Raw genomic sequence first — 26,858 nt, 5'->3', positions numbered from 1 at the left:
TCATCATGGTCAAATGGGAGGGTTGTACGGCCGCCCGAGTCCGACCACGGCCTCGGCCACATGGAAGGAAACACATGACCGATCACCAGGACCACCCCCCGATCCCCACCCCGGGAAGTGCCCAGGGCCTGGACCGCAAGGTTGAGGGCGGGTGCCCGGTCGCACATGACAGCGTGACCTCGCACGGCAGTGAGAGCGAGAATCCGGCGATCGACTCGCCGCAGCCCAAAGGACACCGTCCCCGCACCGTCGCGGACTGGTGGCCGAACCAGCTCGATCTCTCTGTGCTCCACGCCCACAACCAGGCGGGCAACCCGCTCGGCCCTTCGTTCAGCTACCGCGAAGAATTCCAGAAGCTGGACGTCGAGGCGCTCAAGCAGGACATCACCCAGGTCCTGACCACGTCCCAGGACTGGTGGCCTGCAGACTTCGGCCACTACGGCGGCCTCATGATCCGGCTGAGCTGGCACGCCGCCGGCACCTACCGCGTCCACGACGGCCGCGGCGGTGCGGGCGACGGCAGCCAGCGGTTCGCCCCGCTGAACAGCTGGCCGGACAACGCCAACCTGGACAAGGCCCGGCGCCTGCTGTGGCCGGTCAAGCAGAAGTACGGCCAGAAGCTCTCGTGGGCGGACCTGCTGGTGCTGGCGGGCAACGTGGCCCTCGAATCGATGGGCTTCAAGACGTTCGGCTTCGCCTTCGGCCGCGAGGACGTGTGGGAGCCCGAGGAGATCTTCTGGGGTCCCGAAGACACGTGGCTCGGCGACGAACGCTACATCGGCGAAGGCCAGATGGCGGAAGAAGTTGGCTCCACCGAGATGGGCCTCATCTACGTGAACCCTGAGGGGCCCATGGGCAACCCGGACCCCAAACTCGCGGCCGCGTTCATCCGTGAAACCTTCAAGCGGATGGCGATGAACGACGAGGAGACCTTCGCGCTGATTGCGGGCGGGCACACGTTCGGCAAGACGCACGGTGCCGGTGACGCCGATGCCCATGTCGGTCCCGAGCCCGAGGGCGCAGAAATCGAGACGCAGGGCCTGGGCTGGCTGAGCACGTACGGCAGCGGCAAGGGGGCTGACACGATCACCTCCGGCCTGGAAGTCACGTGGACCGACCGGCCCACCGAATGGAGCAACCGCTTCCTCGAGATCCTGTTCGAATACGAGTGGGAGCTGGTCAAGAGCCCCGCCGGCGCCCACCAGTGGGTTGCCAAGGATGCTCCGGAGATCATCCCGGACGCATACGACCCGGAAAAGAAGCACCGGCCCACGATGCTCACCACCGACCTGTCGCTGCGCTTCGACCCGATCTATGCCGAAATCGGGCAGCGGTTCCTGAAGAACCCGGATGAGTTCCAGCTCGCCTTCGCCAAGGCCTGGTACAAACTGCTGCACCGCGACATGGGTCCGGTGGGCCCGCACATGCTCGGGCCGTGGGTTCCCGAGGCCCAGCTGTGGCAGGATCCGGTTCCGGCCGTGGACCACGAGCTGATCGGCCAGCAGGACATCGACTCGCTCAAGGCGCAGCTCCTGGACTCGGGGCTGTCCGTCGCGCAGCTGGTCCGCACTGCCTGGGCGTCGGCATCCACCTACCGCAAGACGGACAGGCGTGGCGGGGCCAACGGCGCACGGATCCGGCTGGAGCCCCAGCGCGGCTGGGAGGTGAACGAGCCCGACCAGCTCGCCACTGCCCTGCAGGCGATCGAGAGGGTCCAGCAGCAGTTCAACTCCGGCCAGGCCGGCGGCAAAAAGGTCTCGCTGGCGGACCTGGTCGTCCTCGGCGGGTGCGCTGCGGTGGAGAAGGCCGCCAGCGACGCCGGGTTCCCCGTCACCGTGCCGTTCCACCCCGGCCGCACGGACGCCTCCCAGGACCAGACCGACGTAGAAGCCTTCCAGTACCTGCAGCCGCGTGCTGACGGATTCCGCAACTACGTCCGGCCCGGCGAGAAGCTCCAGCCGGAGACCCTCCTGCTGGACAAGGCGTACCTGCTGGGCCTCTCCGCACCGGAGATGACGGCGCTCGTGGGCGGCATGCGCGCCCTCGGCGCCAACCTCGGCGATTCCCTGCACGGCGTGCTCACCACCCGGCCGCAGGTCCTGACGAACGACTTCTTCGTCAACCTGCTCTCCCCCGGCACCAAGTGGAAGGCGTCGGAGGCGGAGGAAAACGTCTACGAGATCAGTGACGTCACCACCGGCGAAGTGAAGTGGACCGCCACGCCGGTGGACCTGGTGTTCGGCTCCAACTCGCAGCTGCGGGCGCTGTCCGAGGTGTACGCGAGCGAGGACGGCAAGGAGAAGTTCGTCAACGACTTCGTGGCCGCATGGACAAAGGTCATGGACGCTGACCGCTTCGACCTGCGGTAAAGGATCACCTCAAGGGCCGGCTGCTTTGCAGCCGGCCCTTTCTCTTGCCCTGCCCCTTGACGCGCGTCGCCCTCCTTCCCTACACTTTTCATAAAGCAGAATCTAAATTCCACCAAGCGGAAACGGTACGAATACCGAGACGCAAGGGAAGATGGATCAAAGCCCTCCCCGGAAGGACCTACGATGACGTACACAGTGAACTGCTCCATCCTGCTGACGGAGCTGCCCCTGCTCGAGCGGCCGGCCGCAGCCAAGGCAGCAGGCTTCGACGCCGTCGAGTTCTGGTGGCCGTTCGAATCCTCCGTTCCCGCGGATTCAGAGATCACCAGGTTCGAGAACGCCATCAAGGACGCCGGGGTGCAGCTCACCGGCCTGAACTTCAACGCGGGCAACATGCCCGGCGGCGACCGCGGCCTGGTCTCCTGGACGGGCCGCGAGTCCGAGTTCAAGGACAACATCGACATCGTGGCCGGCATCGGCGAGCGCCTGGGCTGCAAGGCCTTCAACGCCCTCTACGGCAACCGGCAGGAGGACGCCACCAGCGAAGAGCAGGACGAGCTGGCCGCCAGGAACCTGGCCGCAGCAGCCGAAGGCGTGGCCCGCATCGGCGGCACGGTTCTCCTCGAACCCGTCAGCGGTGCACCGAAGTACCCTCTGCTCACCGCTGAGGACGCACTCCGGGTCATCGCCCGCGTCAAGGCAGAATCCGGTGCCACCAACATCAAGTTCCTCGCCGACTTCTACCACCTCGCAGTCAACGGCGACGACGTCGAAGCCGTCATCGAAAACCACGCCAAGGACTTCGGCCACATCCAGATCGCCGACAACCCCGGCCGCGGCGCACCAGGCACCGGAACCCTCCCGCTGGGCGAATGGATCGCCCGCAGCCGTGAACTCGGCTACGAGGGCTACATCGGCCTCGAGTACAAGGAACCGCAGGAAACCGCCTTCAGCTGGGCCATCCGCCAGCGCGTTTCACAGTAATCTCCGCCAGCACCACCACACAGACTTTCAGGAAAGAGAACCATCATGAGCAACGTTGCAGTCATCGGACTCGGAATCATGGGCCTGCCCATGGCCTACAACCTGGTCAAGGCCGGCCACACCGTCACCGGCTTCAACCGCAGCCAGGACAAGATCGACAAGCTCGTCTCCGAAGGCGGCAAGGGCGCCACCAGCATCGCGGACGCCGTCAAGGACGCCGACGTCGTTATCACCATGGTCCCGGACTCCCCTGACGTCGAAGGCGTCGTTACCGGCAAGGACGGCGTCTTCGCCAATGCCAAACAGGGCACCTTGTGGATCGACGCCTCCAGCATCCGCCCCGACGTCGCCAAGCGCCTCTCCGACGAAGCCCGCGAGGCCGGCATCCGCCCCCTCGACGCCCCGGTCTCCGGCGGCGAACAGGGCGCCATCGACGCCGCCCTCTCCATCATGGTCGGCGGCGACAAGGGAGACTTCGACGCCGCCTCGGACGTCCTGAACGCGGTCGGCAAGACCATCGTCCACGTCGGCCCCTCCGGCTCGGGCCAGACCGTCAAGGCAGCCAACCAGCTCATCGTCGCAGTCAACATCGAGGTCCTCGGCGAGGCCATCGCCTTCCTCGAGGCCTACGGCGTGGACACCGACGCCGCCCTCAAGGTCCTCGGCGGCGGCCTGGCCGGCTCCAAGGTCCTGGACCAGAAGGGCCAGAAGATGCTGGACCGCAACTTCGACCCCGGCTTCCGCCTCGCCCTGCACCACAAGGACCTCGGCATCGTCACCTCCGCCGCCCGTGAAGCCAACGTCGCCGTCCCCCTCGGCGCCGTCGTCGCCCAGCTCGTCGCCGCCACCGTCAACCAGGGCGACGGCGCGCTGGACCACTCCGGACTCTTCAAGCAGGTCCTCCAGCTCAGCGGCAGGAAGTAGGACAGGCCGCAAGTAAGCCCTCCCCCACGAAGTTTTTGTCCAGATAAAGCGACTTACGGGCCTCCCAAGTCGCCGCATCTGGACAAAAACTCCCTTCAGCACACCCTCCCCACCCGCTCCCTAACCTCGCAAGCTCGGTCAGGGAACCCTGCGGGCGTGGGCCCACAGACTTCCCAAGCTTTCAAGGAGCACCCCCATGAGCAAGATGCGTACCGTTGATGCAGCGGTTGCCATCCTGGAAAAGGAAGGCGCCATCGAGGCGTTCGGCCTGCCAGGCGCGGCAATCAACCCCTTCTACGCCGCCATGCGCGCCCACGGCGGCATCCGGCACACCCTGGCCCGCCACGTTGAAGGCGCCAGCCACATGGCTGACGGCTTCAGCCGCGCCAAGGACGGCAATATCGGCATCTGCATCGGCACGTCCGGCCCCGCCGGCACGGACATGATCACCGGCCTCTACGCCGCCTGGGCAGATTCGATCCCCATGCTCTGCATCACCGGCCAGGCGCCGGTGGCCAAGCTGCACAAGGAAGACTTCCAGGCCGTGGACATCGAGTCCATCGCCAAGCCCGTCACCAAGATGGCGATGACCATCCTGGAGCCCGGCCAGGTTCCCGGCGCCTTCCAGAAGGCCTTCCAGCTGATGCGCTCCGGCCGCCCCGGCCCCGTGCTCCTGGACCTGCCCATCGACGTGCAACTGGCCGAGATCGAATTCGACATCGACACCTACGAGCCCCTGCCCGTTGAGAAGCCCAAGGCCTCCCGCAAGCAGCTGGAAAAGGCCCTGGACATGCTCACGGCAGCCCAGCACCCGCTGATCGTGGCTGGCGGCGGCATCATCAACGCCGGCGCCTCCGCCCAGCTGGTGGAACTGGCCGAGATCCTCAACGTTCCGGTAATCCCCACCCTGATGGGCTGGGGTGCCATCCCGGACGACCACCAGCTGATGGCCGGCATGGTGGGCCTGCAGACCAGCCACCGCTACGGCAACGAGAACTACCTGCAGAGCGACTTCGTGATCGGCATCGGCAACCGCTGGGCCAACCGCCACACCGGCGGCCTGGAGACCTACACCGCGGGCCGGAAGTTCGTGCACATCGACATCGAGCCCACGCAGATCGGCCGCGTGTTCTCCCCGGACCTGGGCATCGCGTCCGACGCCGGTGCGGCGCTGGCAGGGCTCGTTGAGCTCGCCAAGGAGCGCAAGGCGGCAGGATCCCTGCCGGACTACAGCGCCTGGGTGGCCGAGTGCCAGGACCGCAAGGCCTCCCTGCACCGCAAGACCCACTTCGAGAACATCCCCATCAAGCCGCAGCGCGTGTACGAGGAGATGAACAAGTCCTTCGGCCGCGACACCATCTACGTGTCCACTATCGGCCTGTCCCAGATCGCCGGGGCGCAGATGCTGCACGTGTTCGGTCCGCGCAAGTGGATCAACGCCGGCCAGGCAGGCCCGCTGGGCTGGACCGCCCCGGCCGCGCTCGGCGTCGTCCGCGGCAAGCCGGACGAGACTGTGGTGGCGCTTTCCGGCGACTACGACTTCCAGTTCATGATCGAGGAACTGGCCGTGGGCGCGCAGTTCAACCTCCCGTACATCCACGTGGTGGTGAACAACTCCTACCTGGGCCTGATCCGGCAGTCGCAGCGCGGCTTTAACATGGAGCAGAACGTGTCCCTGGCGTTCGACAACATCAACTCCCCGGAGACCAACGGCTACGGCGTGGACCACCTGAAGGTGGCCGAGGGCCTGGGCTGCAAGGCCGTGCGCGTGGAGGACCCCAACGACCTCGCCGCCGCCTTCGACAAGGCCAAGGCCCTGATGGGCGAGTTCCAGGTTCCCGTGGTGGTGGAAGTGATCCTGGAAAAGGTCACCAACATCTCCATGGGCGTGGAAATCAACGCCGTGAACGAGTTCGAGGAACTGGCAGAGTCCGCCGCGGACGCCCCCACTGCCATCCTGGCGCTGCAGGCCTAAACCATGCGCATCGTCATTGCCCCGGACAAGTTCAAGGGATCCCTTTCCGCCCCGGAAGTCTGCGCGCACCTGGAGAAGGGCCTGCAGCGCGGGGCGGGCGGCAACCTTGAGGTGCTCCGGATTCCGGTGGCCGACGGCGGCGAGGGAACCCTCGATGCCGCCGTCGGCTCCGGCTTCACCCGCCGCACCGCCACGGTGGCCGGCCCCCTCGGCCAGCCGGTGGAAGCGGACTTCGCGGTCCGGAACCACGAGGCCGTCATTGAGATGGCCACTGCCTCCGGGCTGGCCCTGGTCCCCCAAGTGGCACGCGGCGGCCGGCCGGACTCCGCCTCCGCCCTTGCGGCCACCAGCCTGGGCACCGGCCAGCTGATCCGCGCCGCCCTGGATGCGGGCTGCCGCCGCATGGTTTTGGGGGTGGGCGGCAGCGCCAATACCGACGGCGGTGCGGGGCTCCTGCAGGGGCTCGGGGCCAGGTTCCTGGACAGCAGGAACAACGAGCTGCCGCCGGGCGGGGCTGCGCTGGCAAACCTGCACAGCATCGACTTCACCGACTTTGAGCCCCGGCTGGTGGACACACGCTTTGTGCTGGCATCCGACGTCGACAATCCCCTGCTGGGCGCGTCCGGCGCCGCGGCGATTTTCGGCCCGCAGAAGGGTGCCACGCAGCAAGACGTCGACGTGCTCGACGCCGCCCTGGCCAGGTTTGTCGAAGTCCTGGCCAGGGAAATCGGATTCCGTGCCGTCAAGGCCGCCGAAGCCCCCGGCGCGGGGGCGGCCGGCGGGGTGGGCTACACCGCCATCGCCGCCCTGGCCGCAACACGCCGGCCGGGCATCGACGTGGTCCTGGAATTCACCGGCCTCGCCGACCGCCTGGCCAGTGCGGACCTGGTGATCACCGGCGAAGGCAGCCTGGACGAGCAAAGCCTGCTGGGCAAGGCGCCCATGGGTGTGGCGCGTGCTGCCGCCGCCCACGGCATTCCCGTGGTTGCCGTCTGCGGCCGGAGCACGCTCCAGGAGGGCCAGGCGGCGGCCGCCGGATTCGGGGAAGTTTACGCTTTGACCGGACTCGAAAGCGATGTAAACAGGTGCATAGCAGAGGCAGCGCCGCTTCTGGAGCAGCTGGGCACCCAGATCAGCGGAAAGCTGGCAGCCGGAGGGTTTGCCGGCGCCACACGTACCAAGGAGGACCTCCGTGTCTGAAGAACGTTTTGACCTCGTCATCCGTGGCCAGCGCATCCTGACCACCGCCGGGATCGCCCCGCGCGAAGTGGGCGTCCGCGGCGGAAAGATCGTGGCCATCGAGCCGCTCGGCAACGGCCTGGCCGGCGCCGAGGTGGTTGAACTCGCCGACGACGAGACGCTGCTCCCCGGGCTGGTGGACACCCACGTCCACGTCAACGAGCCCGGCCGCACCGAATGGGAGGGTTTCGCCTCCGCGACCCGTGCCGCGGCTGCCGGCGGCGTGACCACCATCATCGATATGCCGCTGAACTCCGTGCCGCCCACCACCACGGTGGCAAACCTCAAGCTCAAGCGCGAGGTGGCAGAGGACCAGGCGTTCATCGACGTCGGGTTCTGGGGCGGTGCGATTCCCGGAAACAAGGCTGACCTGCGCCCCCTGCACGATGACGGCGTGTTCGGCTTCAAGTGCTTCCTCCTGCACTCCGGGGTGGACGAGTTCCCGCACCTGGACGCGGACGAGATGGAGGAGGACATGGCCGAGCTGAAGTCCTTCGACTCGCTCATGATCGTCCACGCCGAGGACTCACACGCAATCGACCGGGCCCCGCACCCCGGCGGCGACCACTACGAGACCTTCCTCGCTTCCCGCCCCCGCGGCGCCGAGAACAAGGCCATCGCCGAAGTCATCGAGCGGGCCCGCTGGACCGGTGCGCGTGCGCACATCCTGCACCTCTCGTCGTCGGACGCCCTGCCCATGATCGCGTCGGCAAAGCGCGACGGCGTCAAGCTCACCGTGGAAACCTGCCCGCACTACCTGACACTGATGGCGGAGGAAATCCCGGACGGCGCCACGGCCTACAAGTGCTGCCCGCCCATCCGCGAGGCCTCCAACCGGGAGCTGCTCTGGCAAGGCCTGCTGGACGGCACCATCGACTGCATCGTCTCGGACCACTCGCCCTCCACCCTTGACCTGAAGGACCTGGAGAACGGCGACTTCGCCGTGGCGTGGGGCGGAGTTTCGTCGCTGCAGCTGGGCCTGTCCCTGATCTGGAGCGAGGCCCGGCACCGCGGCATCCCGCTGGAGCAGGTGGTTTCCTGGATGGCGGAGAAGCCTGCCAGCCTGGCCCGGCTCACCAACAAGGGCCAGCTGGCGCTCGGCTACGATGCCGACTTCGCCGTCTTCGCCCCGGACGAAGCCTTCGTGGTGGACGTGTCCAAGCTCAAGCACAAGAACCCCATCACCCCCTACGACGGCAAGACCCTTTCCGGCGTGGTCCGCAAGACCTTCCTTCGCGGCGCCGTGGTGGACGGCCAAACCCCCACGGGCAAGCTGATCCGCCGCGGCGGAGTGTAAGGACGCGCCATGGCAGTGGAAGTCCACCACCCGCGGACGGCCCACCGTCCGCGGGTGGTCCAGCCCAAAGCTGCCGCCCGCGGACTGGCCGTCTGGGTGGTTCCGGAGGAGGGAACCAGCCCCGAACTCCTGGCCCGCGCCGCCCAACTGGTCCTTGCCAGGGCCCTGCAGACTGCTCCGGAGGCGGAAGTCCATTGGCCTGCTGCCGGAGCTCGCAAAACGGTGCCGTCGCCGTCCCCCTCGGAGGACTCCCCGCAGGGGGACGACGGCGGCGCCCCTTCCCTCCCGCCGTCGGCCGGTCCCGTCAGCCGCATGGCCGTGGACCTGGCCGCCGATACCGTCCTGCTGGATGGCAAGCCGGTGCCGCTCACCGGCGTCGAATTCAAGGTGCTGCGGTACCTGGTCACGCACCTGTCCCGGACCGTCAGCCGGGAGGAACTGCAGGAGTTCCTGGACTCGTTCGAGACGCCCGGCGCCTCTGCCCGGTCCATCGATGTCTACGTGGGCAGGATCCGCCGGAAACTCGGAAATGCACGCCACGCTGTGGCCACCGTCCGTGGCGGCGGATACCAGTTCATGCCGGGCCAATGCGCCACTGTTCGCGGCCCGGCGGAATACTGCATATGACGCCGGAGTTGTACCACTGAGCGGGAAGCCGCTTCACTTGTTGTTTGGCCATTATTGACCGACCCTTCCAAAGGAACACCATGAGCCCCACCCTGACCACCAAGCTGCAGCCCGGAACCGAGGCCCCTGACTTCACCCTCAGGGACGCCCAGGGCCGCGAAACTGCCTTGGCCGACTACCGTGGCAAGAACGTCATTGTGTACTTCTACCCGAAGGCGGCCACCCCCGGCTGCACTACCGAGGCCTGCGACTTCCGCGACAGCCTGGCCTCCCTGCAGGGGAAGGGCTACGAGGTCATCGGTGTCTCCCCCGACGCCCCCGAGGCCCTGGCAGGCTTCAGCGGCGACTTCTCCCTGACCTTCCCGCTGCTCTCCGACGAGGACCACGCGGTTGCCCTGGCCTACGGCGCCTGGGGCGAGAAGCTGGTCGACGGCGAAATCGTTGAGGGCATCGTCCGCTCCACCGTGGTGGTGGACCCCGACGGCAACGTGGTCCTGGCGCAGTACCAGGTCCAGGCCGACGGCCACGTAGCAGCGCTGAAGGAAGCCCTGGGCATCTAGGACGCTCTCCCACTTCCTGCGCCTTTCCAGCCAACGCTCCTGCACTTGCTGCAGGGGCGTTCGGCTTTTAATTCCCTTTTAGGCTCCGGCCTTCCTGGGTACGGGGAGCGCATGGACAACACAGAGAGCCAGGACCAGGCAACGCTGCGAAGCCGGATGGGGCGCCTCGGCTTCGGCGGGACCGGCGTTGGCAACCTTTACCGCGCGATTTCCGATGACCAGGCGGCTGCCACCGTGGAGGCGGCCTGGGACGCCGGCATCCGCTATTTCGACACCGCACCGCACTACGGGCTCGGCCTGTCCGAGCGGCGGATCGGCGCGTTTCTCCGGGACAAACCGCGGGATGGATTCATCCTGTCCACCAAGGTGGGCCGGGTCCTGGTTCCCTCACCGGCAACCAGGGATGACCGGGATCCGGAAGGGTTCGACGTTCCCGCGGACCTGCGCCGCGAATGGGATCCCTCGGAGGCGGGGGTACGGCGGAGCATTGAACAGTCGCTGGACCGGCTGGGCCTGGACGCCATCGACATCGCCTACCTGCACGATCCGGACGTCTACAGCATGGAAGATGCGGTGAAGACGGCGCTCCCTGCCCTGGAAAAGGTTCGCGCCGAGGGCCTGGTGCGGGCCATCGGCGTGGGCACCAACACTGCCGGCGCCGCACTGGAGTGCGTGGAGGCGGCGGACCTGGACTTCCTCATGCTGGCCGGGCGCTTCACCATGCTCGAGCAGCCGGGATCCGATGACCGCCCGGGCGCCGGACTCCTGGACCGCTGCCTGGAACTGGGGACCGGGGTGGTCAGCGTCGGCGTCTACAACTCCGGCATCCTCGCCAAGCCCGACCTGCCGTCCGATGCGCACTACAACTACTCACAGGCGAGCGAAGAGATCCTGGACAAGGCCCGGCGGCTCGCCGGTGCGTGCAAGGAGCACGGTGTGGAACTTCCCACCGCCGCCATCCAGTTCCCCTACCGGCACCCCGCCGTCGTCAACGTCACGGTGGGAGCCAGCAGGCCTGAGCAGATCCGTGAAAGCGCGGAGCGGATGGCCGCGCAGGTGCCGGACGGGCTGTGGCAGGACCTGCAGGAGCAGGGGCTGATCCCCGCATAGGTGCGCCGCCGGATCCGTTGCCGTGTTGTCCGGCGCGGTGACAGGATGGCGTCTATGGCGATCGAGGTCCGTCCCGCAACCACTTTCGAGGACGTCCGGGCGCTGGTGGGGCCCAAGCGGCCTGACGCCAACGTCTGCTGGTGCCTGAGCTACCGCATCCCCTCCAAACTGAACCAGTCGCTGCAGGGAACGGAGCGCGGTGAGCTGGTAAAGAAGCTTGTGGGGCAGGATCCCCCGCCAGGGGTGCTGGCCTACGACGGCGGCGAGCCGGTGGGGTGGGCAGCGGTCCACCCGCGTGCGGACACCAGTTTCGCCGGGAACCGGAAGATCCCGCACGTGGACAGCCTGGAGGTGTGGTCGGTGTGGTGCATCCGCGTGCGGCCCGGCCACCGCGGCAAGGGCATCTCCCATGCCCTCCTGGCAGGTGCGGTGGACTTCGCCCGTTCCTACGGGGCACCCGCCGTCGAGGGTTACCCAGTGGACAACGGCGGCTCGAAGGTGGACCTCACCATGGCCTACGTCGGCACCCGGAAACTCTTCGAGGATGCCGGTTTCACCAAGGCAGCGGACACGCAGTCGGTTCTCAACGGATTCCCGCGGGTGCTGATGCGGCTGGAGCTTCGCTGAGCCCGCCCTGTACTTGCACTGCTGGGTATAACGCTGCTGTAACGCCTCTTTCCCTAGCATGCGCACGTAACCATCAACCAAACGCGCACAAAGGCAGGGAGAGCCATGGAATCGGCCGCTGAAGAACTGGTCCACCGTCTCGGGGACACCTTCGTCTGCGCCACGGAGGGACGCGGGCACGCGACCCCCGGCGGGCGCCCGCCGAGCGAGATAGTGGTCGATGCGACGGAGGGCTTCGTTCCCCTGTGGCACCCGGGCACCATCCTGAAATGGCGCTTCCAGGAGCGGTCATTCGCGCTCGCTCCCAACCCCGGGCAAAGCAAGGGCGTGGTCAGCGAGCTGATGGGCGAATGCCTGCTCCGCTGGGGCACCGCCGCACCCGTCAGGTTCACCCGGGACGACGATCTGTGGGATTTCGAGATCGTGCTGCGGAACGCCCCGGACTGCACCCCCGCCGGCTGCGTCCTGGCCAGCGCATTCTTTCCCGACGGCGGGCGGCACCAACTGACCATCTACCCCACCATGTTCCAGCAGGTAAGAGAAGAACAGGTGGAGACGATGCTCCACGAGTTCGGCCACATCTTCGGCCTGCGCCACTTTTTCGCCAATATCCGGGAGACTGCGTGGCCCTCGGAGGTTTTCGGAACGCACGAGCCTTTCACCATCATGAATTACGGGGCCAACAGCAAGCTCACGGACGCGGACCTGGGTGATTTGAAGGAGCTCTACCGGCTGGCGTGGAGCGGCCATCTGGCCAACATCAACGGCACCCCCATCCGGCTGGTGCACCCCTACAGCTTTACGGGATCAATGGTGCTGGACGGGGTGGGCTCGGTTCCCTCCACGCTGCAGCCGGCCGCACGGTCGGCAGCCTAGTGACTGCCTAGGGTTTTTTCCACCATTTCCGGGACCAGTCCCGCTCCATTGCCCAGAGCGCCAAGAGCAGCGCATCCGCAGTCATGAGTCCGGCGATAAGGTACGCCCACCCGGCCATCCAACCCACTGCAATCTCCTGACTGTCTCCCCCAGCCACTCGATTGCTCCTAAGTGTGACACCTAAACCGCTGCGGCGGAACGCCCCAAATCCACAGACCTGAAAAGTGCCTCCAGCCTGTTGTGCGCCTCGGTCTCCAGCTTCAGCCGGCGCGTCAACCTCTCCACCTGGTCGGACATCGCGGCCCCCACCGGCAGCCTGTCGCCGGGCCAGCTGGAAACTTCCCGCGACTCCCCGAGGGCCGCCGCGAGCGCCTTCGCCGCGGCACGGACCTTCCGGGAGTGGACGTAAACGCGCAACAGCGCCCTGGCTTTGTCGATGCCCGCCCGGGCCAAGCCCGGCGGCACGTGATCGGCGTCAGCTGCCGGCCCGTCGGCAACGGCCGGCCCGGCAGGCGCCGGCGTCCGGTACGTGATCTTCATTTTTCCCATGGCTGCTCCCGCCTTCCCGCAAGCCGTCCAGCTTCCGGGGGGCCGTCGTCGACCGTTCTCCTGCCCGGAAGATCTGTCACTTCGAGTGTCCCGAACCATGCTCAACGTCCGGGCAAGCGGATCCCAAGATTGCCGCAAGATCCTGCAAGGGCTCAGAACAGCGCCGTAGACGGCCTGACGGAACGGGTCCGGACAAGCCTGAAAAGCACTGTGAAGTCCCACGACATGCCCCGTCGCGGTTAATACGGTAGAAGTAGAGTCATGGTCTCAACCTCCGAAATTCGTCGTGCCGTTGTCATCGAGGACGACCCCGACATCCGGGGGCTGCTGGTCCGCGTGCTGGAAAAGCAGGGGTTCGAGGTATCGCAGGTGGGTGCGGGGCTGCCGGGCGTGGCGGAAGTCCGCCGCCTGCAGCCTGACCTCGTCACGCTGGACCTGAACCTTCCGGACCTGGACGGCCTGGAAGTCTGCAAGCTGCTGCGGGAGTTTTCGGACGCGTTCATCGTCATGCTCACCGCCCGGGCGGACGAGCTGGACAAGCTGACCGGGCTGGACAATGGGGCCGACGAATACATCAGCAAACCGTTCAGCCCGCGCGAACTCCAGTCCCGGATCAACGCACTGTTCCGCCGCCGGCCCTCGGCCGCCGCTGATTCCGCGGCCCGCAGCGAACTCCAGCGCGCCACGGAAGTGCAGCAGAGCCTCCTGCCCAAGGAGGACATCCGGGTGGAGGGCTACGACGTGGCCGGCGTGTTCCGCCCCTCACGCAGCGTGGGCGGCGACTTCTACGACTGGTACCAGACACCGGACGGGCTCCACCTCACCTTCGCCGACGCCATGGGCAAGGGCATGGGCGCGGCCCTGATCGCCGCAACGGTGCGCGCCGTCATGCGCTCCACCGGCCACCGGCCGGACCTGGATGCCGCCTTCGCCTCCGCCAGCAAGGCCATCGCCACGGACCTGGACTCCTCCAACTCTTTCGTCACCCTGTTCCACGCCCGGCTGGAGGCGGCGTCAGGGAAGGTCAGCTATGTCGACGCCGGCCACGGGCTCGCGCTTCACGTCCAGTCAGGCGGGACTGCCGGGCGGCTCCCCTCCGGCGGCCCGCCCGTGGGTGCGTGGACGGGAACGGACTGGCCGCAGTCGTCTTTCGAGCTGGCACCCGGAGATTCCCTGGTGGTGGTCAGCGACGGAGTCCTGGACGTTTTCGAGTCCGTGGAGGACTTCACGGAAGCCGTCCGCACTGCCACGCTGGCCCATGGCTCCGCCCATGCCGCCAGCAGCGCCATCATGGCCCTGGCCCCCGCTGAGACGGCAGAGGACGATGTCACGGTGGTCGTGGTCCGCCGGCTGCCCGAGGAAGCTACGCCATGACCCGCTTCCTGACCCGCCTGGTAGTGGTGCTCACCGTCATCACCGGGGTCAACTACATCACCTGGCGCTGGCTGGCATCGCTTAACTGGGATGCCTGGTGGATCGCCCTGCCGCTGGTGGTCGCCGAAACCTACAGCCTGATCGACGTCATGCTCTTCGGCATGACGGTATGGAAGCTGAAGATCCGCAAGGGCGCGCCGGCGCCGCCGCATGATGCCACCGTTGACGTCTTCATCACCACCTACAACGAAGACCTGGACATGGTGATGACCACCGCCCTGGCGGCCCAGAAGATCCGGCACCCGCACAGCACCTGGATCCTGGACGACGGCGCCCGCCCCGAACTGAAAGCCCTCGCGGAACAGCACGGGCTGGGCTACGTCACGCGCAGCGAGGACTGGACCTCGGACCTCCCCCGCCATGCGAAGGCCGGCAACCTGAACAACGCCCTCATGCAGACCTATGGCGAGTTCCTCCTGATCCTGGACGCGGACCAGATCCCCGAACCGGACATCCTGGAAAAGACCCTAGGCTACTTCAACAACCGCCGCGTCGCCCTGGTCCAGACACCGCAGTATTTCAGCAACGTCCCCGCCGATGACCCGCTCGGCAGCCAGGCACCCTTGTTCTACGGCCCCATCCAGCAGGGCAAGGACGGCTGGAACGCCGCCTTCTTCTGCGGCTCCAACGCCATCCTGCGCCGCGAGGCCCTGATGCAGCTGGGACTGGTGGGCTACGTCAAGGAAACAGAAAAGAGCATCCGCCGCGCGCTGGCAGCGTCCCAGACCGCCATCAAGAAGGCCCGGAAGTCCGCTGAGATGGAGTCACCGCTGGTGGCCGAGGTGCTGGACGAGGTGGAGGCGGCCACCCGGGAGGCGCAGAAGGAACTCGACGCCGGGCAGTCGCTCAGCGAGATCACCTACCGGGTCCGCCGCCGGGTCGATGCCGCCGTGCAGACCCTGGTGATGGCCGACGTCGAAGCCCTGCAGTCCGACCTCGAAGAGATCGCCGCAATGGAACTCGCCCATGTGGGCGACGCCGGGGTCCCCGTAGTGGCCGACGACGCCGTCCAGCGCATGTCCCGCCGCGACTGGTCCCCGCTGGGCGCCCTGGAGTCCGTGCAGGCGGTCCTGGACGCACTCTCCGTGGAACGCAATGACGAGGCGCAGCCCGTCATGCCCCTGGCCACCATCTCCGTCACCGAGGACATGGCCACCGCCATGCGCATGCACGCGATGGGCTGGGAGAGCGTCTACCATCACGAGGTCCTGGCGTACGGCCTGGCACCGGAGGACCTGAAGACCATGCTCACGCAGCGGCTGCGCTGGGCCCAGGGCACCATCCAGGTGCTGCTGCGCGAGAATCCGCTGGTGCAGAAAGGCCTGAAGCTCGGCCAGCGGCTGATGTACTTCGCCACCATGTGGACCTACCTCAGCGGGTACGCGGCCGTCATCTACTTCGCCGCCCCCATCATCTACCTGCTGCTGGGCATCCTCCCGGTCACCAGCCTGAGCTGGGATTTCTTCATCCGGTTCATCCCGTTCATGGTGGTCAACCAGATCCTGTTCGCCGTGGCCGGCCGCGGCATCCCCACCTGGCGGGGGCAGCAGTACAGCCTGGCCCTGTTCCCCACCTGGATCAAGGCCTGCTCGACGGCGGCGCGGAACGTCTGGTTCGGCCGTCCCCTCGGGTTCGCCGTCACCCCCAAAGCCCGCCAGAGCGGCGGACCCAGCTGGAGCCTGATCCAGCCCCAGATCGTGGTGTCCGCGCTGCTGGCCGTGGCCGCCGTCGTCGGGATCATCCGGTTGGCCGCCGGCCTGGCGGAACCGCTGGGCACGCTGGTGAACGTCGCCTGGGTCATTTTCGACCTGGTGGTCATGAGCATCCTGGTCCGCGCCGTGCTGTACAAGGGGTATGAACCGGCCGCAGAACCCGCAGTTACAAAGAAGGAGTCCTGATGGAATTCAGTTACGAAGTGCGAGATTCGTACGCGGAGGTGAAGGCGGACGGGCGGCTCAACATGGTGTCCGCCCCCAAGCTGCGTGAGTTCGTCACCGACGTGATCGCCGGCGGGTCCAACCGGATCGTGGTCAACCTGGAAAAGACCGCCTTCATGGATTCTTCAGGCCTCGGTGCGCTGATCGGGTGCCTCAAGGCGGCCCGCCAGGCAGGCGGTGACCTCCGGATCGCTGCCGTCCAGCCGCAGGTGAAGATGGTCCTGCAGCTGACCAGCATGGACAAGGTCCTCACCGCGTACCCGTCGGCCGACGAGGCGTTCAGCAATGACTGACGTCCTCGCCTCCCGCAGCTTCCGGGGACCCGCTGCGGAGGACGCCGTCGAATCCGTCCACAACGACCTGGACAGCTTGTGGCTGGACGTCCCCTTCGTCCAGGACATGGACCAGATGACGTTCACGACGGCGGTCATCGAGTCCGTCTCCAACATCGTCCAGCACGCCGAACCGGCCGGGGACGAACCGGTGGGGCTGGGCGTGGACATCACCGTCCAGCCCGCGCTGCTCGAGGCCCGCGTCAGCGCCTACCATGCCAAGCCGCCGTTCGGGCCGATGGAACCTTCCGACCCCGGTGAAGACGCCGAATCCGGCCGGGGCCTGGCCCTAATCGAAGCGCTGGTCACCACCGTCACCTTCGAGCGGCAAGACGGGACGAACACCTGGGTGTTGTCCCGGACATCGTCGCAGGGCTAGCCAACCCGCCCCACCCTGGGAGTTTAGGGCTTTGCGGGGAACAGCACCGAGACTCTGGTGCCGCCGCCGGGCGTCCCGCTGATGGACAGTTCGCCGCCGTGCGCCTGTGCGATGCGGCGGCAGGTGGCAAGGCCCAGTCCCGTTCCGGGGCCGTCCCCCGGACGGTTCAGCCGGACCAGCGGCTCCACCGCCCGCTGCCGGTCCGCCGCCTGGATGCCCTTGCCGTTGTCTGCCACGTGGATGTTGACACCCCGGGGGCAGGTTCCGGCGGTGACAGTGACCTCAAGCGGCCGCCGCGGGTCCCGGTAGTTCAGCGAGTTGGCCAGGAGGTTCTGCACCAGGGTGCGCAGCTGTCCCCGGTCGGCGAATAGTTCAGCGTCCTCGCACAGGATCCCGCTGCCCGGCCCCAGGTCCACGCCGAGGTCCTGGGCGGCTTCTGCGGTGACAGCCAGCAGGGAAACCCGCTCGGGGTTCAGGGTTCCGTCGGCCCTGGAGTAGTCAAGGACGTCCTCGAGCGTGGCGAGCATGCGCTCCCCGCTGTTCCTGATAAGCGTCAAGTACTCCCCCGAGGGGTGCCCCGGCGGGATCTGCGGATCATCCTCGGCGAGCTCCACGTAGCCCAGGATGGTGGTCAGCGGGGACCTCAGGTCGTGGCTGACCCTTCCTGCAAACTCGGCCAGCATCGCGTTGCTGCGCTGCAGTTCCTGCAACACGGCATCGAGCTGGAGCGTGCGGTGCTGCAGCTCCAGCAGCTCCACCACCTGCTGGGCCAGGACTTCGAGCAGGCCGATCTGTTCCGGCGTGGGAAGCTCCGCCTGGTCCGAGAAGACGCAGAGCGAGCCAAGCACCAGCCCACTGGCAGTCACCAGCGGCACGGACGCGTAGAAGCGGACGTCGGCGATCTGGCCCGTGACGAAGGGGTTGGCAGAAAACCGGGGATCGTGGGAGGCGTCCTGCACTACGGTGGTGCCAGGGTTGAGGAAGACGGTGGCGCACATGGAGTCCTCGCGCGAGCAGATCCCCGGGTCGATGCCCGAGGCCGCAATCTGCAGCTGCTGATCCGATGTGATGATGTTGACCACGCTGTACGGCACCCCGCAGAGCGAGGCGGCCAGCCGGACCAGGCTGTCCAGCGTGTCCTGGGCCCGTTCATCCGCCAGTGCCGGTATTTCCCCCGGTACCGCGGGCAGGAGCCCGTATTCCCTCAGCCCAAGCTCGCGCCCGGCATCCCGATCGGTCAGCATTTGCATAGCCGCACCGTCCATATTTTTTCTTCCCCAGCATGTCAGCCCGGGCCCCAGCGGCCCTTCCGTGATGATACCGGTGATGCCGGGGCGGTGTTGTAATCTCTTGACACCGGGCAGCACCTGCCCTTGAATATTACGTATGCTGAAATAACAGTTCCATGATGCGGAAGCTTGTCGCGCGCGCTGCCGGCAGGTCCGGGAAGTCCGGTATCCGCATAGCCGTCACCATGGATGCCAGCATTCGTACCGAGGACCAGCCAGCATGAAGCTTGCCGAATTCAACACCGCGGACCCTGCCGCGGCCGCGGACACTCTCCGGCCCTGCATCGATGTGAGCCGGTGGGTTGACGCCGTCGCCGCCGCCCGACCGTTCTCCACCAAGGAAGACCTCCTGGCCTTCGCGGCGGAGGCGGCCAACCCCTTCACTTCCGCCGAAGTGGAGGCAGCCATGGCCCACCACCCCAGGATCGGGGAACGGCCGACGGCGGCCACCGCCGAAGCCTCCATGTCCCGTTCAGAGCAGTCAGGCGTTGATCCGGCGGACGCCGCTGCCGCCGAAGCCCTGGCGAAGGGCAACCGGGACTACGAGGAAAAATTCGGGCGTGTCTTCCTGATCCGCGCCGCCGGCCGCACTGCCCCGGAAATCCTGCAGTCCCTCAACGAGCGGCTCGCCAACTCGCCCGCCCAGGAAGACACCATCGTGGCCCAGCAGCTGCGCGAGATAGCCGTCCTGCGGCTGGAAGGACTGATCACCGAATGAGCGTCTCCCACGTCACCACGCACATCCTGGACACCGGCGCCGGACGCCCGGCGGCGGGGGTCGCCGTCGTACTTTCGAAGAACGACGGCGGCACCTGGCTGGAGCTGGCCAAGTCCATAACCGATGCGGACGGCAGGGCCAAGGACCTGGGGCCTGAGCAGCTGCAGCCGGGGCACTACAAGCTCAACTTCGCCACCGGCAGCTACTACGCCGGACTGCAGACGGCCACCTTCTTCCCGGAAGTGGACCTCGTGTTTGAAGTGACGGGCCCAGAGCACTACCACGTGCCGCTGCTGCTAAGCCCGTTCGCATACTCCACCTACCGCGGCAGCTAGGCTCCGCAGCACCCGCGGCGTTCAGCCTGGTTCATGGAATGTCAGCCCAGTCACACAACCCGGCATAGGATCGGAACGGTGACTAATGAAGGGGCTGCCGGCTTTCCGTGCAACCTTGCGGCGGGCAGTGGGCTGCAGAAACTACGTGGGAGTGGATCATGGCTTCAAACAGGGACCTTGAATCCGACGCCGAGGCCGAGGGCGGCCAGCACGGCGGGGTCCAGTCGGTGGAACGCGCGCTGACCGTCCTGGAGATCCTTGCCCGGGAGGGCCATGCCGGAGTGAGCGAGATTGCCGAGGAAATGGGAATCCACAAGTCCACGGTCTCCCGGCTGATGGGCTCACTGGTGAGCCGTGAAATGGTGCACCAGAACAGCGACCGCGGCAAGTACCAGCTGGGGTTCGGCATCCTGCGGCTGGCCAGCTCCATCCCCGGCCGGCTGAGCCTGGTCCGCGAGGCGAGGCCGGTCCTGGAAAGCCTGGCCCTGGAATACAAGGAAACAGTTAACCTTGCCGTGCTGCGCTCCAACTATGCAGTGAACGTGGACCAGGCGATGGGTCCCTCCACGCTGGCCACCTACGACTGGGTGGGCAGCCTGACGCCCCTGCACGCGACGTCCAGCGGAAAGATCCTTTTGGCCGCGCTGAGCGCGGACGAGCGGGACCGGATCCTGAAGGAAACGGGCCTGCCCGCCCGCACTTCCCGCACCGTCACCAGCCGGACGGAACTGGACAAACAGCTTCACCAGGTCGCCGCCCAGGGATATGCAGTGGTGCGGGAGGAATTTGAGATCGGCCTGAATGCTGTGGCGGTTCCCGTCTACAACCACCAGGGCGTCGTGGCCGGGGCCATCAGCATCTCCGGGCCAGCCTTCCGGTTCGATCCCGAGAAGACGCCGGGCCTGCTGGAGGCCCTCAAAGAGGCCGGCCTGAAGGTCAGCACCAACATGGGATACACCCGCCGCTGAACGCCAATGCCCCTGGACCCGGGTCCGGGGGCGTTTCCTTGTGTCCGGCTGTTGCAAGTCCGGAGGCCTGGGCTTGGTGCCTGCTCACCGCATGCTTGACATTGACTGTGTGCTGCATCACTCTTGTTGCATATAGCGATCCGTGTTGCTCATGGCGAAGAAGCTGAACGGCCTCGCATCGCTTGTTCCGCCGCCCTGCCAGCCGCCGACCAGGAGAACCACAGACTATGAGCGCATCACCGCGCGTCGTCATCATCGGAGCCGGCATCGTCGGCACCAACCTTGCCGACGAACTCACCAGCCGCGGCTGGACCAACATCACCGTCGTCGAACAGGGGCCGCTGGAACTGGCCGGCGGGTCGACGTCGCATGCGCCCGGCCTGGTGTTCCAGACCAACCCGTCCAAGACCATGACGGAGTTCGCCACCTACACCGTGGACAAGCTGCTCTCCCTGACCGCGGACGGCGTCTCCTGCTTCAACCAGGTGGGCGGGCTGGAGCTGGCCACCACCGAAACCCGGTTGGAGGACCTCAAGCGCAAGCTCGGCTACGCCACCTCCTGGGGCGTGGACGGCAGGCTGATCGACGCGGACGAGTGCGAGAAGCTCTGGCCGCTGCTGAACAAGGGACGGCTCGCCGACGGCCGCGGCATCCTGGGCGGCCTGTTCGTTCCCTCGGACGGCCTCGCCTCCGCGGCCCGCGCCGTCCAGCTCCTGATCGGCAAAGCCCGCGAGGCCGGCGTCACCTTCCTTGGCTCCACGCCCGTGACCGGCATAGAGCAGGCCGGCGGCAAGGTGACCGGCGTCCAGACGTCCGACGGCGTGATCCCGGCAGACATCGTGGTGTCCTGCGCCGGGTTCTGGGGCCGAGAGCTCGGCAAAATGGTGGGCCTTCAGGTCCCGCTGCTGCCACTGGCTCACCAGTACGTTAAAACCACTGCGGTGGAGGCGCTGCGCGGCGCCAATGAACTGCCCAACGGGGCCAGCAAGCCCATCCTGCGCTACCAGGACCGGGACCTGTACTTCCGCGAGCACGGCGACCGGATCGGCGTCGGCAGCTACGCCCACAAGCCCATGCCGGTGGACATGGCCCGCCTTCCACGCGTCAGCGCGGACCAGATGTCGGACCACAAGATGCCCTCCCGCCTGGACTTCACCCTGGAGGACTTTGCCCCGGCCTGGGAGGACTGCCAGGACCTGCTGCCGGCCCTGCATACCGCCCAGATCCACGACGGGTTCAACGGCATCTTCTCCTTCACCCCGGACGGCGGCCCGCTGATGGGCGAGGCCCCGGACCTGGACGGGTTCTTCGTGGCCGAGGCCGTGTGGGTCACCCATTCCGCCGGCGTGGCAAAGGCCATGGCCGAACTGCTGGTGGAGGGACAGTCCCGCACCGACCTGCACGGCTGCGAACTGACCCGCTTCGAGAAGGTGCAGACCTCCGACGCGTACGTTAGTGACACCTCGCAGCAGAACTTCGTGGAGATCTACGACGTCCTGCACCCGCTCCAGCCGCGGGAATCCCCGCGGGATGTCCGGGTGAGCCCGTTCAACGTGCGGCAGAAGGAACTTGGCGCGTTCTTCCTCGAATCGGCCGCGTGGGAACGTCCGCACTGGTTCGAGGCCAACCGCGGCCTCCTGGAGCACCTGCCCGCCGAGTGGCAGGTCCCGGAGCGCGATGAATGGGCCGGCATGTTCTACTCCCCCATTTCCGCCGCCGAGGCGTGGAAGACGCGGACCGCCGTCGCGCTTTACGACATGACGCCGCTCAAGCGGCTGTCCGTCACCGGGCCGGGCGCGCTGGACCTCCTGCAGCGCCTCAGCACGGGCAACATCGCCAAGAAGCCCGGCGCCGTCACCTACTGCCTGCTGCTGGCCGACGACGGCGGCATCCGCAGCGACGTCACGGTGGCCCGGCTTGGGGAGCAGGACTTCCAGCTGGGCGTCAACAGCAACGTGGACTTCGACTACCTGCGGGTGGAGGCACGGCAGCAGTCGGCGGCCGATCCCGCCCGATGGGTGCACGTTACGGACATCACCGGCAGCACCTGCTGCATCGGCCTGTGGGGCCCGCTGGCGCGTGAAGTGATGGGCAAGGTCAGCACCGACGACCTCAGCAATGACGGCCTGCGCTACTTCCGCACCAAGGAGATCAGCGTGGGCGGCATCCCCGTCACGGCCATGCGCCTGTCCTACGTGGGCGAACTCGGCTGGGAGCTGTACACCACTGCCGAGTACGGCCTGAAGCTCTGGGACCTGCTCTTCGAAGCCGGCCGGGAGCACGGCATCATTGCCGCCGGCCGCGGTGCCTTCAATAGCCTGCGGCTGGAGAAGGGCTACCGGCTCTGGGGCACGGACATGACCTCCGAGCACCACCCCTACCAGTCCAGCCTCGGCTTCTCCGTCGCCAAGGACAAGACCGGCTTTGTGGGTGCTGAGGCCCTGGCCGCCCGCAAGGAGCAGCCGGCCGCCCAGACCCTGCGCTGCCTCACGGTCGACGACGGCACGTCAGTCGTGCTGGGCAAGGAACCCGTCTACGTGAACGGCCAAGCCGCCGGCTACGTCACCAGCGCCGCCTACGGCTTCTCCATCGGCAAGCCGCTCGCCTACGCCTGGCTGCCGACCGCCGTCGGGGTGGGCGACGCCGTCGAGATCGAATACTTCGGCCGGCGCGTGGCAGCCACCGTGACAGCGGAGCCGCTGTTCGACCCCGGCATGGAGCGCCTCCGCGGCTGACCGGCCCAACTGAAAAGTGCCCCGCCTCCTTTTGGAGGCGGGGCACTTTTTGCTGTTCCCGCTAGGCGCCGGCGGTCTGGAAGGCCGGTTCTTCGGCCGCTGCGGCGTCGGCGGTGTGGGGTTGGAAGCGGACGAACATGGCTTTGAAGCCGGGGGTGTTGGATTCGCGAGCGACGTTTTCCTTGTGGACCAGGGCGTTGGCTTCGGGGAAGTACGCGGCGGCGCAGCCCTTGGCGGTGGGGTAGGCCACGAGCCGGAATTTGTCGGCGCGGCGGTCGACGCCCCCGAAGGTGCTGATGACGTCCACGAGGTCGCGGTCCTCGAAACCGAGTTCGGTGAGGTCCTCGGGGTGGATCAGGATGACCCGGCGGCCGTCGGAGATGCCGCGGTAGCGGTCGTCCAGGCCGTAGTAGGTGGTGTTGTACTGGTCGTGGCTGCGGATGGTCTGCAGGACCAGGTGGCCCTTGGGCGGGGTGAGGTATTCCAGCGGGCTGACGGTGAACCGGCCGCGGCCGATGTCCGTGGCGAAGGACCGGGTGTCGCGGGGCGGGTTGGGCAGCACGAACCCGTTCTTGGTCCGGACCCGGGTGTTGAAGTCCTCAAACCCGGGCAGGACGCGCTCGATGTGGTCGCGGATGACGTCGTAGTCCTCGGCCATCGCCTTCCAGTTGACGGGGTGGTCCGGGCCGAACGTGGCTTCGGCCATCCGGGCCACGATCACGGGCTCGGCGAGCAGGTGCTCGGAGACCGGGGTCAGGCGGCCCTGGGTGGAGTGGACCACGGACATGGAGTCCTCCACGGACAGGAACTGGGCGCCCTTGGGGTGCTTGTCGTCCTTGTCCGTCCGGCCCAGGGTGGGCAGGATCAGCGAGGTGCGGCCGTGCACGATGTGGGACCGGTTGGGCTTGGTGGAAATGTGCACGGTCAGCCCGATCCGCTGCATGCCGGCTTCGAGGGCCTCGGTGTCGGAGCAGGCAAGCGAGAAGTTCCCTCCCATGGACACGAACACGTCCACCTCGTCGCGTTCAAAGGCTTCCATGGACTCCACGGCGTCGTAGCCGTGGTGCCGCGGGGACGTGATGCCGAACTCGTTGTCCAGGGCCGTCAGGAGCCATTCCTTCGGCTTTTCCCAGATGCCCATCGTCCGGTCGCCCTGGACGTTGGAGTGCCCACGGACGGGACAGGCCCCGGCGCCGGGCTTGCCGAAGTTGCCCTGCAGCAGCAGGACGTTGACCATTTCCTTGATCGTGTCCACCGAGTGTGGCTGCTGCGTCACGCCCAGGGCCCAGCAGAAGATGGACGCCTTGGACTTGATGAGCATCCCGGCCACGGTTTCGATCTGTTCCCGGGCCAGTCCGGTGGCGTGCTCGGTCTCGTCCCAGTCCAGGGTGGCGCGGGCTGCGCGGTAGGCGTCGAAGCCGTCTGTCTGCGCGGCTATGAAGGAATGGTCGACGACAGAACCCGGGTTGGCTTCTTCAGCTTCCAGGAGCAGGTGGCCGAGCGCCTGGAACAGGGCCAGGTCCCCGCCCACCTTGATCTGCAGGTACTCATCGGCCAGCGGCGTGCCGCCGCCCACCACGCCGGAGACGGTCTGCGGGTCCTTGAAGTTGAACAGGCCGGCCTCGGGCAGCGGGTTCACCGCCACCACCTTGCCGCCCTTGTCCTTGCATTCCTTCAACGCGGAGAGCATGCGGGGGTGGTTGGTGCCCGGGTTCTGGCCCACCACGAAGATCAGCTCGGAATCGTGGATGTCATCCAGGGACACGGTGCCCTTGCCGATGCCGATGGTCGGGTTCAGCGCCGAGCCGGAGGACTCATGGCACATGTTCGAACAATCCGGCAGGTTGTTGGTGCCCAGCGCCCGGGCGAACAGCTGGTACATGAACGCGGTCTCGTTCGCCGTGCGGCCGGAGGTGTAGAACACGCACCGGTCCGGGGTGGAAGCGCGGATGTGTTCACCGATCAGTTCGAACGCATCCGCCCAGGAAATCGGCGAATAGTGCGTGTCCCCCTCGCGGATCACCACCGGCTCACTCAGCCGGCCCTGGTTACCCAGCCAGTACTCCGTCTTGGTGGCCAGCTCGGCGATGGAGTGCCTGGCCCAGAACTCGGCCCCCACAGTCCGCAGGGTGTTCTCCTCGGCCACGGCCTTGGCCCCGTTTTCACAGAACTCGGCGGCCTTGCGCTTCTTGTCCGACTCCGGCCACGCACAGCCCGGGCAGTCGAACCCGCCGCGCTGGTTCAACCGCAGAAGCGACTGCGTCGTCCTGGCCACGCCCGCCTGGGCAACCGCACGCTCCAGGGCGACCATCACGGCCTTGACGCCGGCCGCCTCAGTCTTGGGCTTACCGACAACAAGATCGTCCTCATTGATGTCCGCGACAGGGGCGGGCTGCTTACCGAACTTCATCGTTCCAACTTCCTTACCGGCAAAGTGCACCGTGCTTTTTAATCCGAACGCCAGCAAAGGCGCGCCACGGTCCCGGGCGCGCCTTTGCTGGCACTGCTTGCTGTGCTGGCTACTGGGCCACCTTGGCCAGGTTTTCCCGTTCCGCCGCGATGGTGGTGTTGTCTCCGTGCCCGGTGCGGACCACGGTTTCGGCCGGCAGCGTCAGCAGCTTCTCCCGGATCGAGGTGACGATGGTGGGGTAGTCGCTGTAGGACCGGCCGGTGGCGCCCGGGCCGCCGTTGAAGAGCGTGTCCCCGGTGAAGACCGTTCCTTCGCTTTCCAGGTAGAAGCAGGTGGACCCCGGCGAGTGGCCCGGCGTGTGGATCGCGCGCAGGCTGGCCCCGCCGACTTCGAACACGTCACCGTCCGCCAGTTCCCGGTCCGGCTTGGAGTCCGGGTAGACCTGCTCCCAGAGCACCAGGTCCTCGGGGTTCAGGTAGATCGGCGCGCCCACGGCGTCGGCCACGTCCCGGGCGGCGCCGATGTGGTCGTTGTGCGCATGGGTCTGCAGGATGGCCAGGACCTTGCGGCCCTTGACCTGGTTGATGATCGCCGCGGCGTCGTGCGGGGAGTCGATGATCACGCACTCCTCGTCGTTGCCCACGATCCAGACATTGTTGTCCACGTCCCAGGTACCGCCGTCGAGCGAAAACGTGCCCGAGGTGACCAGGTTCTCGATCCGGACCGCCATTACAGCTCCACCACCGAACGCAGGACCTTGCCTTCGTGCATCTTCTGGAAGGCTTCCTCCACCTGGTCGATGGTGATCCGCTCTGACACGAAGGCGTCCAGGTCCAGGTTGCCCTGCTTGTAATGCGAGACGAGCATCGGGAAGTCCCGGGAGGGCAGGCAGTCCCCGTACCAGGAGGACTTCAGCGAACCGCCCCGACCGAACACGTCCAGCAGCGGCAGTTCCAGCTGCATCTCCGGCGTCGGGACGCCCACCAGGACCACACGGCCGGCGAGGTCGCGGGCATAGAACGCCTGCTTGTAGGTTTCGGGACGGCCGACGGCGTCAATCACCACGTCCGCCCCGTTGCCACCGGTGAGGGCGCGGATGGCCTCCACCGCGTCTTCCTGCCGGGAGTTCACGCCATGGGTCGCGCCCAGGGACCTGGCCATCTCGATCTTGTTATCGTCGATGT

At 67.0% G+C, this 26,858-nt stretch carries 23 protein-coding genes and 1 pseudogene; 19 read left to right on the top strand and 5 right to left on the bottom strand.

The window, feature by feature from the left end; all coding sequences use genetic code 11:
- Window positions 1–74: 74 nt before the first annotated feature.
- The 11 genes and pseudogenes from katG to AC5RU7_RS17125 all read left to right on the top strand — a co-directional run bounded on the left by katG (window position 75) and on the right by AC5RU7_RS17125 (window position 12,588).
- Window positions 75–2,369, top strand: coding sequence for a catalase/peroxidase HPI (gene katG / locus AC5RU7_RS17175; protein WP_494053238.1), 2,295 nt, complete (start codon window positions 75–77; stop codon window positions 2,367–2,369).
- Window positions 2,370–2,552: 183 nt separating this feature from the next.
- Window positions 2,553–3,353 carry a hydroxypyruvate isomerase family protein gene (locus tag AC5RU7_RS17170; RefSeq protein WP_494053237.1) on the top strand — a complete coding sequence of 267 codons (801 nt, stop codon included), beginning with the start codon at window positions 2,553–2,555 and terminating at the stop codon, window positions 3,351–3,353.
- A gap of 33 nt (window positions 3,354–3,386) precedes the next feature.
- Window positions 3,387–4,277 (top strand): annotated as a pseudogene (locus AC5RU7_RS17165) (2-hydroxy-3-oxopropionate reductase); the annotation flags it as partial.
- A gap of 196 nt (window positions 4,278–4,473) precedes the next feature.
- Window positions 4,474–6,252: a glyoxylate carboligase gene (gcl, locus tag AC5RU7_RS17160; RefSeq protein WP_494053236.1), complete on the top strand. Its 1,779-nt coding sequence runs from the start codon at window positions 4,474–4,476 to the stop codon at window positions 6,250–6,252.
- 3 nt (window positions 6,253–6,255) lie between these two features.
- Window positions 6,256–7,452, top strand: a complete 1,197-nt coding sequence (locus tag AC5RU7_RS17155) for a glycerate kinase (RefSeq protein WP_494053235.1) — start codon at window positions 6,256–6,258, stop codon at window positions 7,450–7,452.
- On the top strand, window positions 7,445–8,788 hold the full coding sequence (gene allB, locus AC5RU7_RS17150) for an allantoinase AllB (protein ID WP_009358443.1): 1,344 nt from the start codon (window positions 7,445–7,447) through the stop codon (window positions 8,786–8,788). Before AC5RU7_RS17155 ends, allB begins: the two co-directional genes overlap by 8 nt.
- A gap of 9 nt (window positions 8,789–8,797) precedes the next feature.
- Window positions 8,798–9,415: a winged helix-turn-helix domain-containing protein gene (locus AC5RU7_RS17145; RefSeq protein WP_494053234.1), complete on the top strand. Its 618-nt coding sequence runs from the start codon at window positions 8,798–8,800 to the stop codon at window positions 9,413–9,415.
- 80 nt (window positions 9,416–9,495) lie between these two features.
- Complete coding sequence (bcp, locus tag AC5RU7_RS17140; protein ID WP_494053233.1) at window positions 9,496–9,975, top strand: thioredoxin-dependent thiol peroxidase; 480 nt, start codon at window positions 9,496–9,498, stop codon at window positions 9,973–9,975.
- 111 nt (window positions 9,976–10,086) lie between these two features.
- Entirely contained in the window at window positions 10,087–11,085 is a 999-nt protein-coding gene (locus AC5RU7_RS17135; protein WP_494053232.1) for an aldo/keto reductase, read from the top strand.
- A 54-nt stretch (window positions 11,086–11,139) separates the two neighbouring features.
- Complete coding sequence (locus AC5RU7_RS17130) at window positions 11,140–11,712, top strand: GNAT family N-acetyltransferase (RefSeq protein ID WP_494053231.1); 573 nt, start codon at window positions 11,140–11,142, stop codon at window positions 11,710–11,712.
- 105 nt (window positions 11,713–11,817) lie between these two features.
- Window positions 11,818–12,588: a zinc metalloprotease gene (locus AC5RU7_RS17125; protein WP_494009669.1), complete on the top strand. Its 771-nt coding sequence runs from the start codon at window positions 11,818–11,820 to the stop codon at window positions 12,586–12,588.
- 180 nt (window positions 12,589–12,768) lie between these two features.
- Here AC5RU7_RS17125 and AC5RU7_RS17120 read toward each other — a convergent pair whose 3' ends face one another.
- Window positions 12,769–13,137 carry a hypothetical protein gene (locus AC5RU7_RS17120; RefSeq protein WP_494009670.1) on the bottom strand — a complete coding sequence of 123 codons (369 nt, stop codon included), beginning with the start codon at window positions 13,135–13,137 and terminating at the stop codon, window positions 12,769–12,771.
- A 261-nt stretch (window positions 13,138–13,398) separates the two neighbouring features.
- Here AC5RU7_RS17120 and AC5RU7_RS17115 point away from each other — a divergent pair, with 261 nt between their 5' ends.
- Genes AC5RU7_RS17115 through AC5RU7_RS17100 form a run of 4 tightly spaced genes read left to right on the top strand, consistent with a single transcriptional unit; the run spans window position 13,399 to window position 17,219 of the window.
- On the top strand, window positions 13,399–14,511 hold the full coding sequence (locus tag AC5RU7_RS17115; RefSeq protein WP_494053230.1) for a PP2C family protein-serine/threonine phosphatase: 1,113 nt from the start codon (window positions 13,399–13,401) through the stop codon (window positions 14,509–14,511).
- A complete protein-coding gene (locus AC5RU7_RS17110; RefSeq protein ID WP_494053229.1) occupies window positions 14,508–16,469 on the top strand; it encodes a glycosyltransferase family 2 protein in 1,962 nt (653 codons plus the stop codon). The genes AC5RU7_RS17115 and AC5RU7_RS17110 overlap by 4 nt, the downstream gene beginning before the upstream one ends.
- Window positions 16,469–16,801 (top strand): STAS domain-containing protein, encoded by a 333-nt coding sequence (locus AC5RU7_RS17105; protein ID WP_009358427.1) that lies wholly within the window; start codon window positions 16,469–16,471, stop codon window positions 16,799–16,801. The genes AC5RU7_RS17110 and AC5RU7_RS17105 overlap by 1 nt, the downstream gene beginning before the upstream one ends.
- Window positions 16,794–17,219: an ATP-binding protein gene (locus tag AC5RU7_RS17100; RefSeq protein WP_494053228.1), complete on the top strand. Its 426-nt coding sequence runs from the start codon at window positions 16,794–16,796 to the stop codon at window positions 17,217–17,219. The genes AC5RU7_RS17105 and AC5RU7_RS17100 overlap by 8 nt, the downstream gene beginning before the upstream one ends.
- Before the next feature lie 23 nt (window positions 17,220–17,242).
- On the opposite strand, the gene AC5RU7_RS17095 is transcribed toward AC5RU7_RS17100, so the two are convergent.
- The gene (locus tag AC5RU7_RS17095) at window positions 17,243–18,469 is read right to left on the bottom strand and encodes a GAF domain-containing sensor histidine kinase (protein ID WP_494053227.1); all 1,227 of its coding nucleotides are present in this window, start codon (window positions 18,467–18,469) and stop codon (window positions 17,243–17,245) included.
- A gap of 259 nt (window positions 18,470–18,728) precedes the next feature.
- Here AC5RU7_RS17095 and uraD point away from each other — a divergent pair, with 259 nt between their 5' ends.
- The 4 genes from uraD (at window position 18,729) to AC5RU7_RS17075 (ending at window position 23,264) form a co-directional block, all read left to right on the top strand.
- Window positions 18,729–19,226 carry a 2-oxo-4-hydroxy-4-carboxy-5-ureidoimidazoline decarboxylase gene (gene uraD / locus AC5RU7_RS17090; RefSeq protein WP_494009676.1) on the top strand — a complete coding sequence of 166 codons (498 nt, stop codon included), beginning with the start codon at window positions 18,729–18,731 and terminating at the stop codon, window positions 19,224–19,226.
- Entirely contained in the window at window positions 19,223–19,561 is a 339-nt protein-coding gene (gene uraH, locus AC5RU7_RS17085) for a hydroxyisourate hydrolase (RefSeq protein ID WP_494053226.1), read from the top strand. The genes uraD and uraH overlap by 4 nt, the downstream gene beginning before the upstream one ends.
- 158 nt (window positions 19,562–19,719) lie before the next feature.
- On the top strand, window positions 19,720–20,529 hold the full coding sequence (locus AC5RU7_RS17080; protein WP_494053225.1) for an IclR family transcriptional regulator: 810 nt from the start codon (window positions 19,720–19,722) through the stop codon (window positions 20,527–20,529).
- A 227-nt stretch (window positions 20,530–20,756) separates the two neighbouring features.
- Window positions 20,757–23,264 carry a GcvT family protein gene (locus AC5RU7_RS17075; protein WP_494053224.1) on the top strand — a complete coding sequence of 836 codons (2,508 nt, stop codon included), beginning with the start codon at window positions 20,757–20,759 and terminating at the stop codon, window positions 23,262–23,264.
- 61 nt (window positions 23,265–23,325) lie between these two features.
- Here the strand turns inward: AC5RU7_RS17075 and AC5RU7_RS17070 are convergent, their stop codons facing one another.
- The 3 genes from AC5RU7_RS17070 to AC5RU7_RS17060 all read right to left on the bottom strand — a co-directional run.
- Window positions 23,326–25,674, bottom strand: coding sequence for an FdhF/YdeP family oxidoreductase (locus AC5RU7_RS17070; protein WP_494053223.1), 2,349 nt, complete (start codon window positions 25,672–25,674; stop codon window positions 23,326–23,328).
- 109 nt (window positions 25,675–25,783) lie between these two features.
- On the bottom strand, window positions 25,784–26,404 hold the full coding sequence (locus AC5RU7_RS17065; protein ID WP_494009681.1) for an MBL fold metallo-hydrolase: 621 nt from the start codon (window positions 26,402–26,404) through the stop codon (window positions 25,784–25,786).
- Window positions 26,404–26,858, bottom strand: a 455-nt coding sequence (locus AC5RU7_RS17060; RefSeq protein WP_494053222.1) for a zinc-binding dehydrogenase, incomplete at its 5' end; no start/stop codon positions are given. The genes AC5RU7_RS17065 and AC5RU7_RS17060, both read right to left, overlap by 1 nt.

The sequence above is a fragment of the Arthrobacter sp. K410C genome (assembly GCF_059090105.1).
The sequence above is the reverse complement of the archived record's forward strand: the minus strand, read 5'-3'. Positions and strand labels throughout refer to the sequence as shown.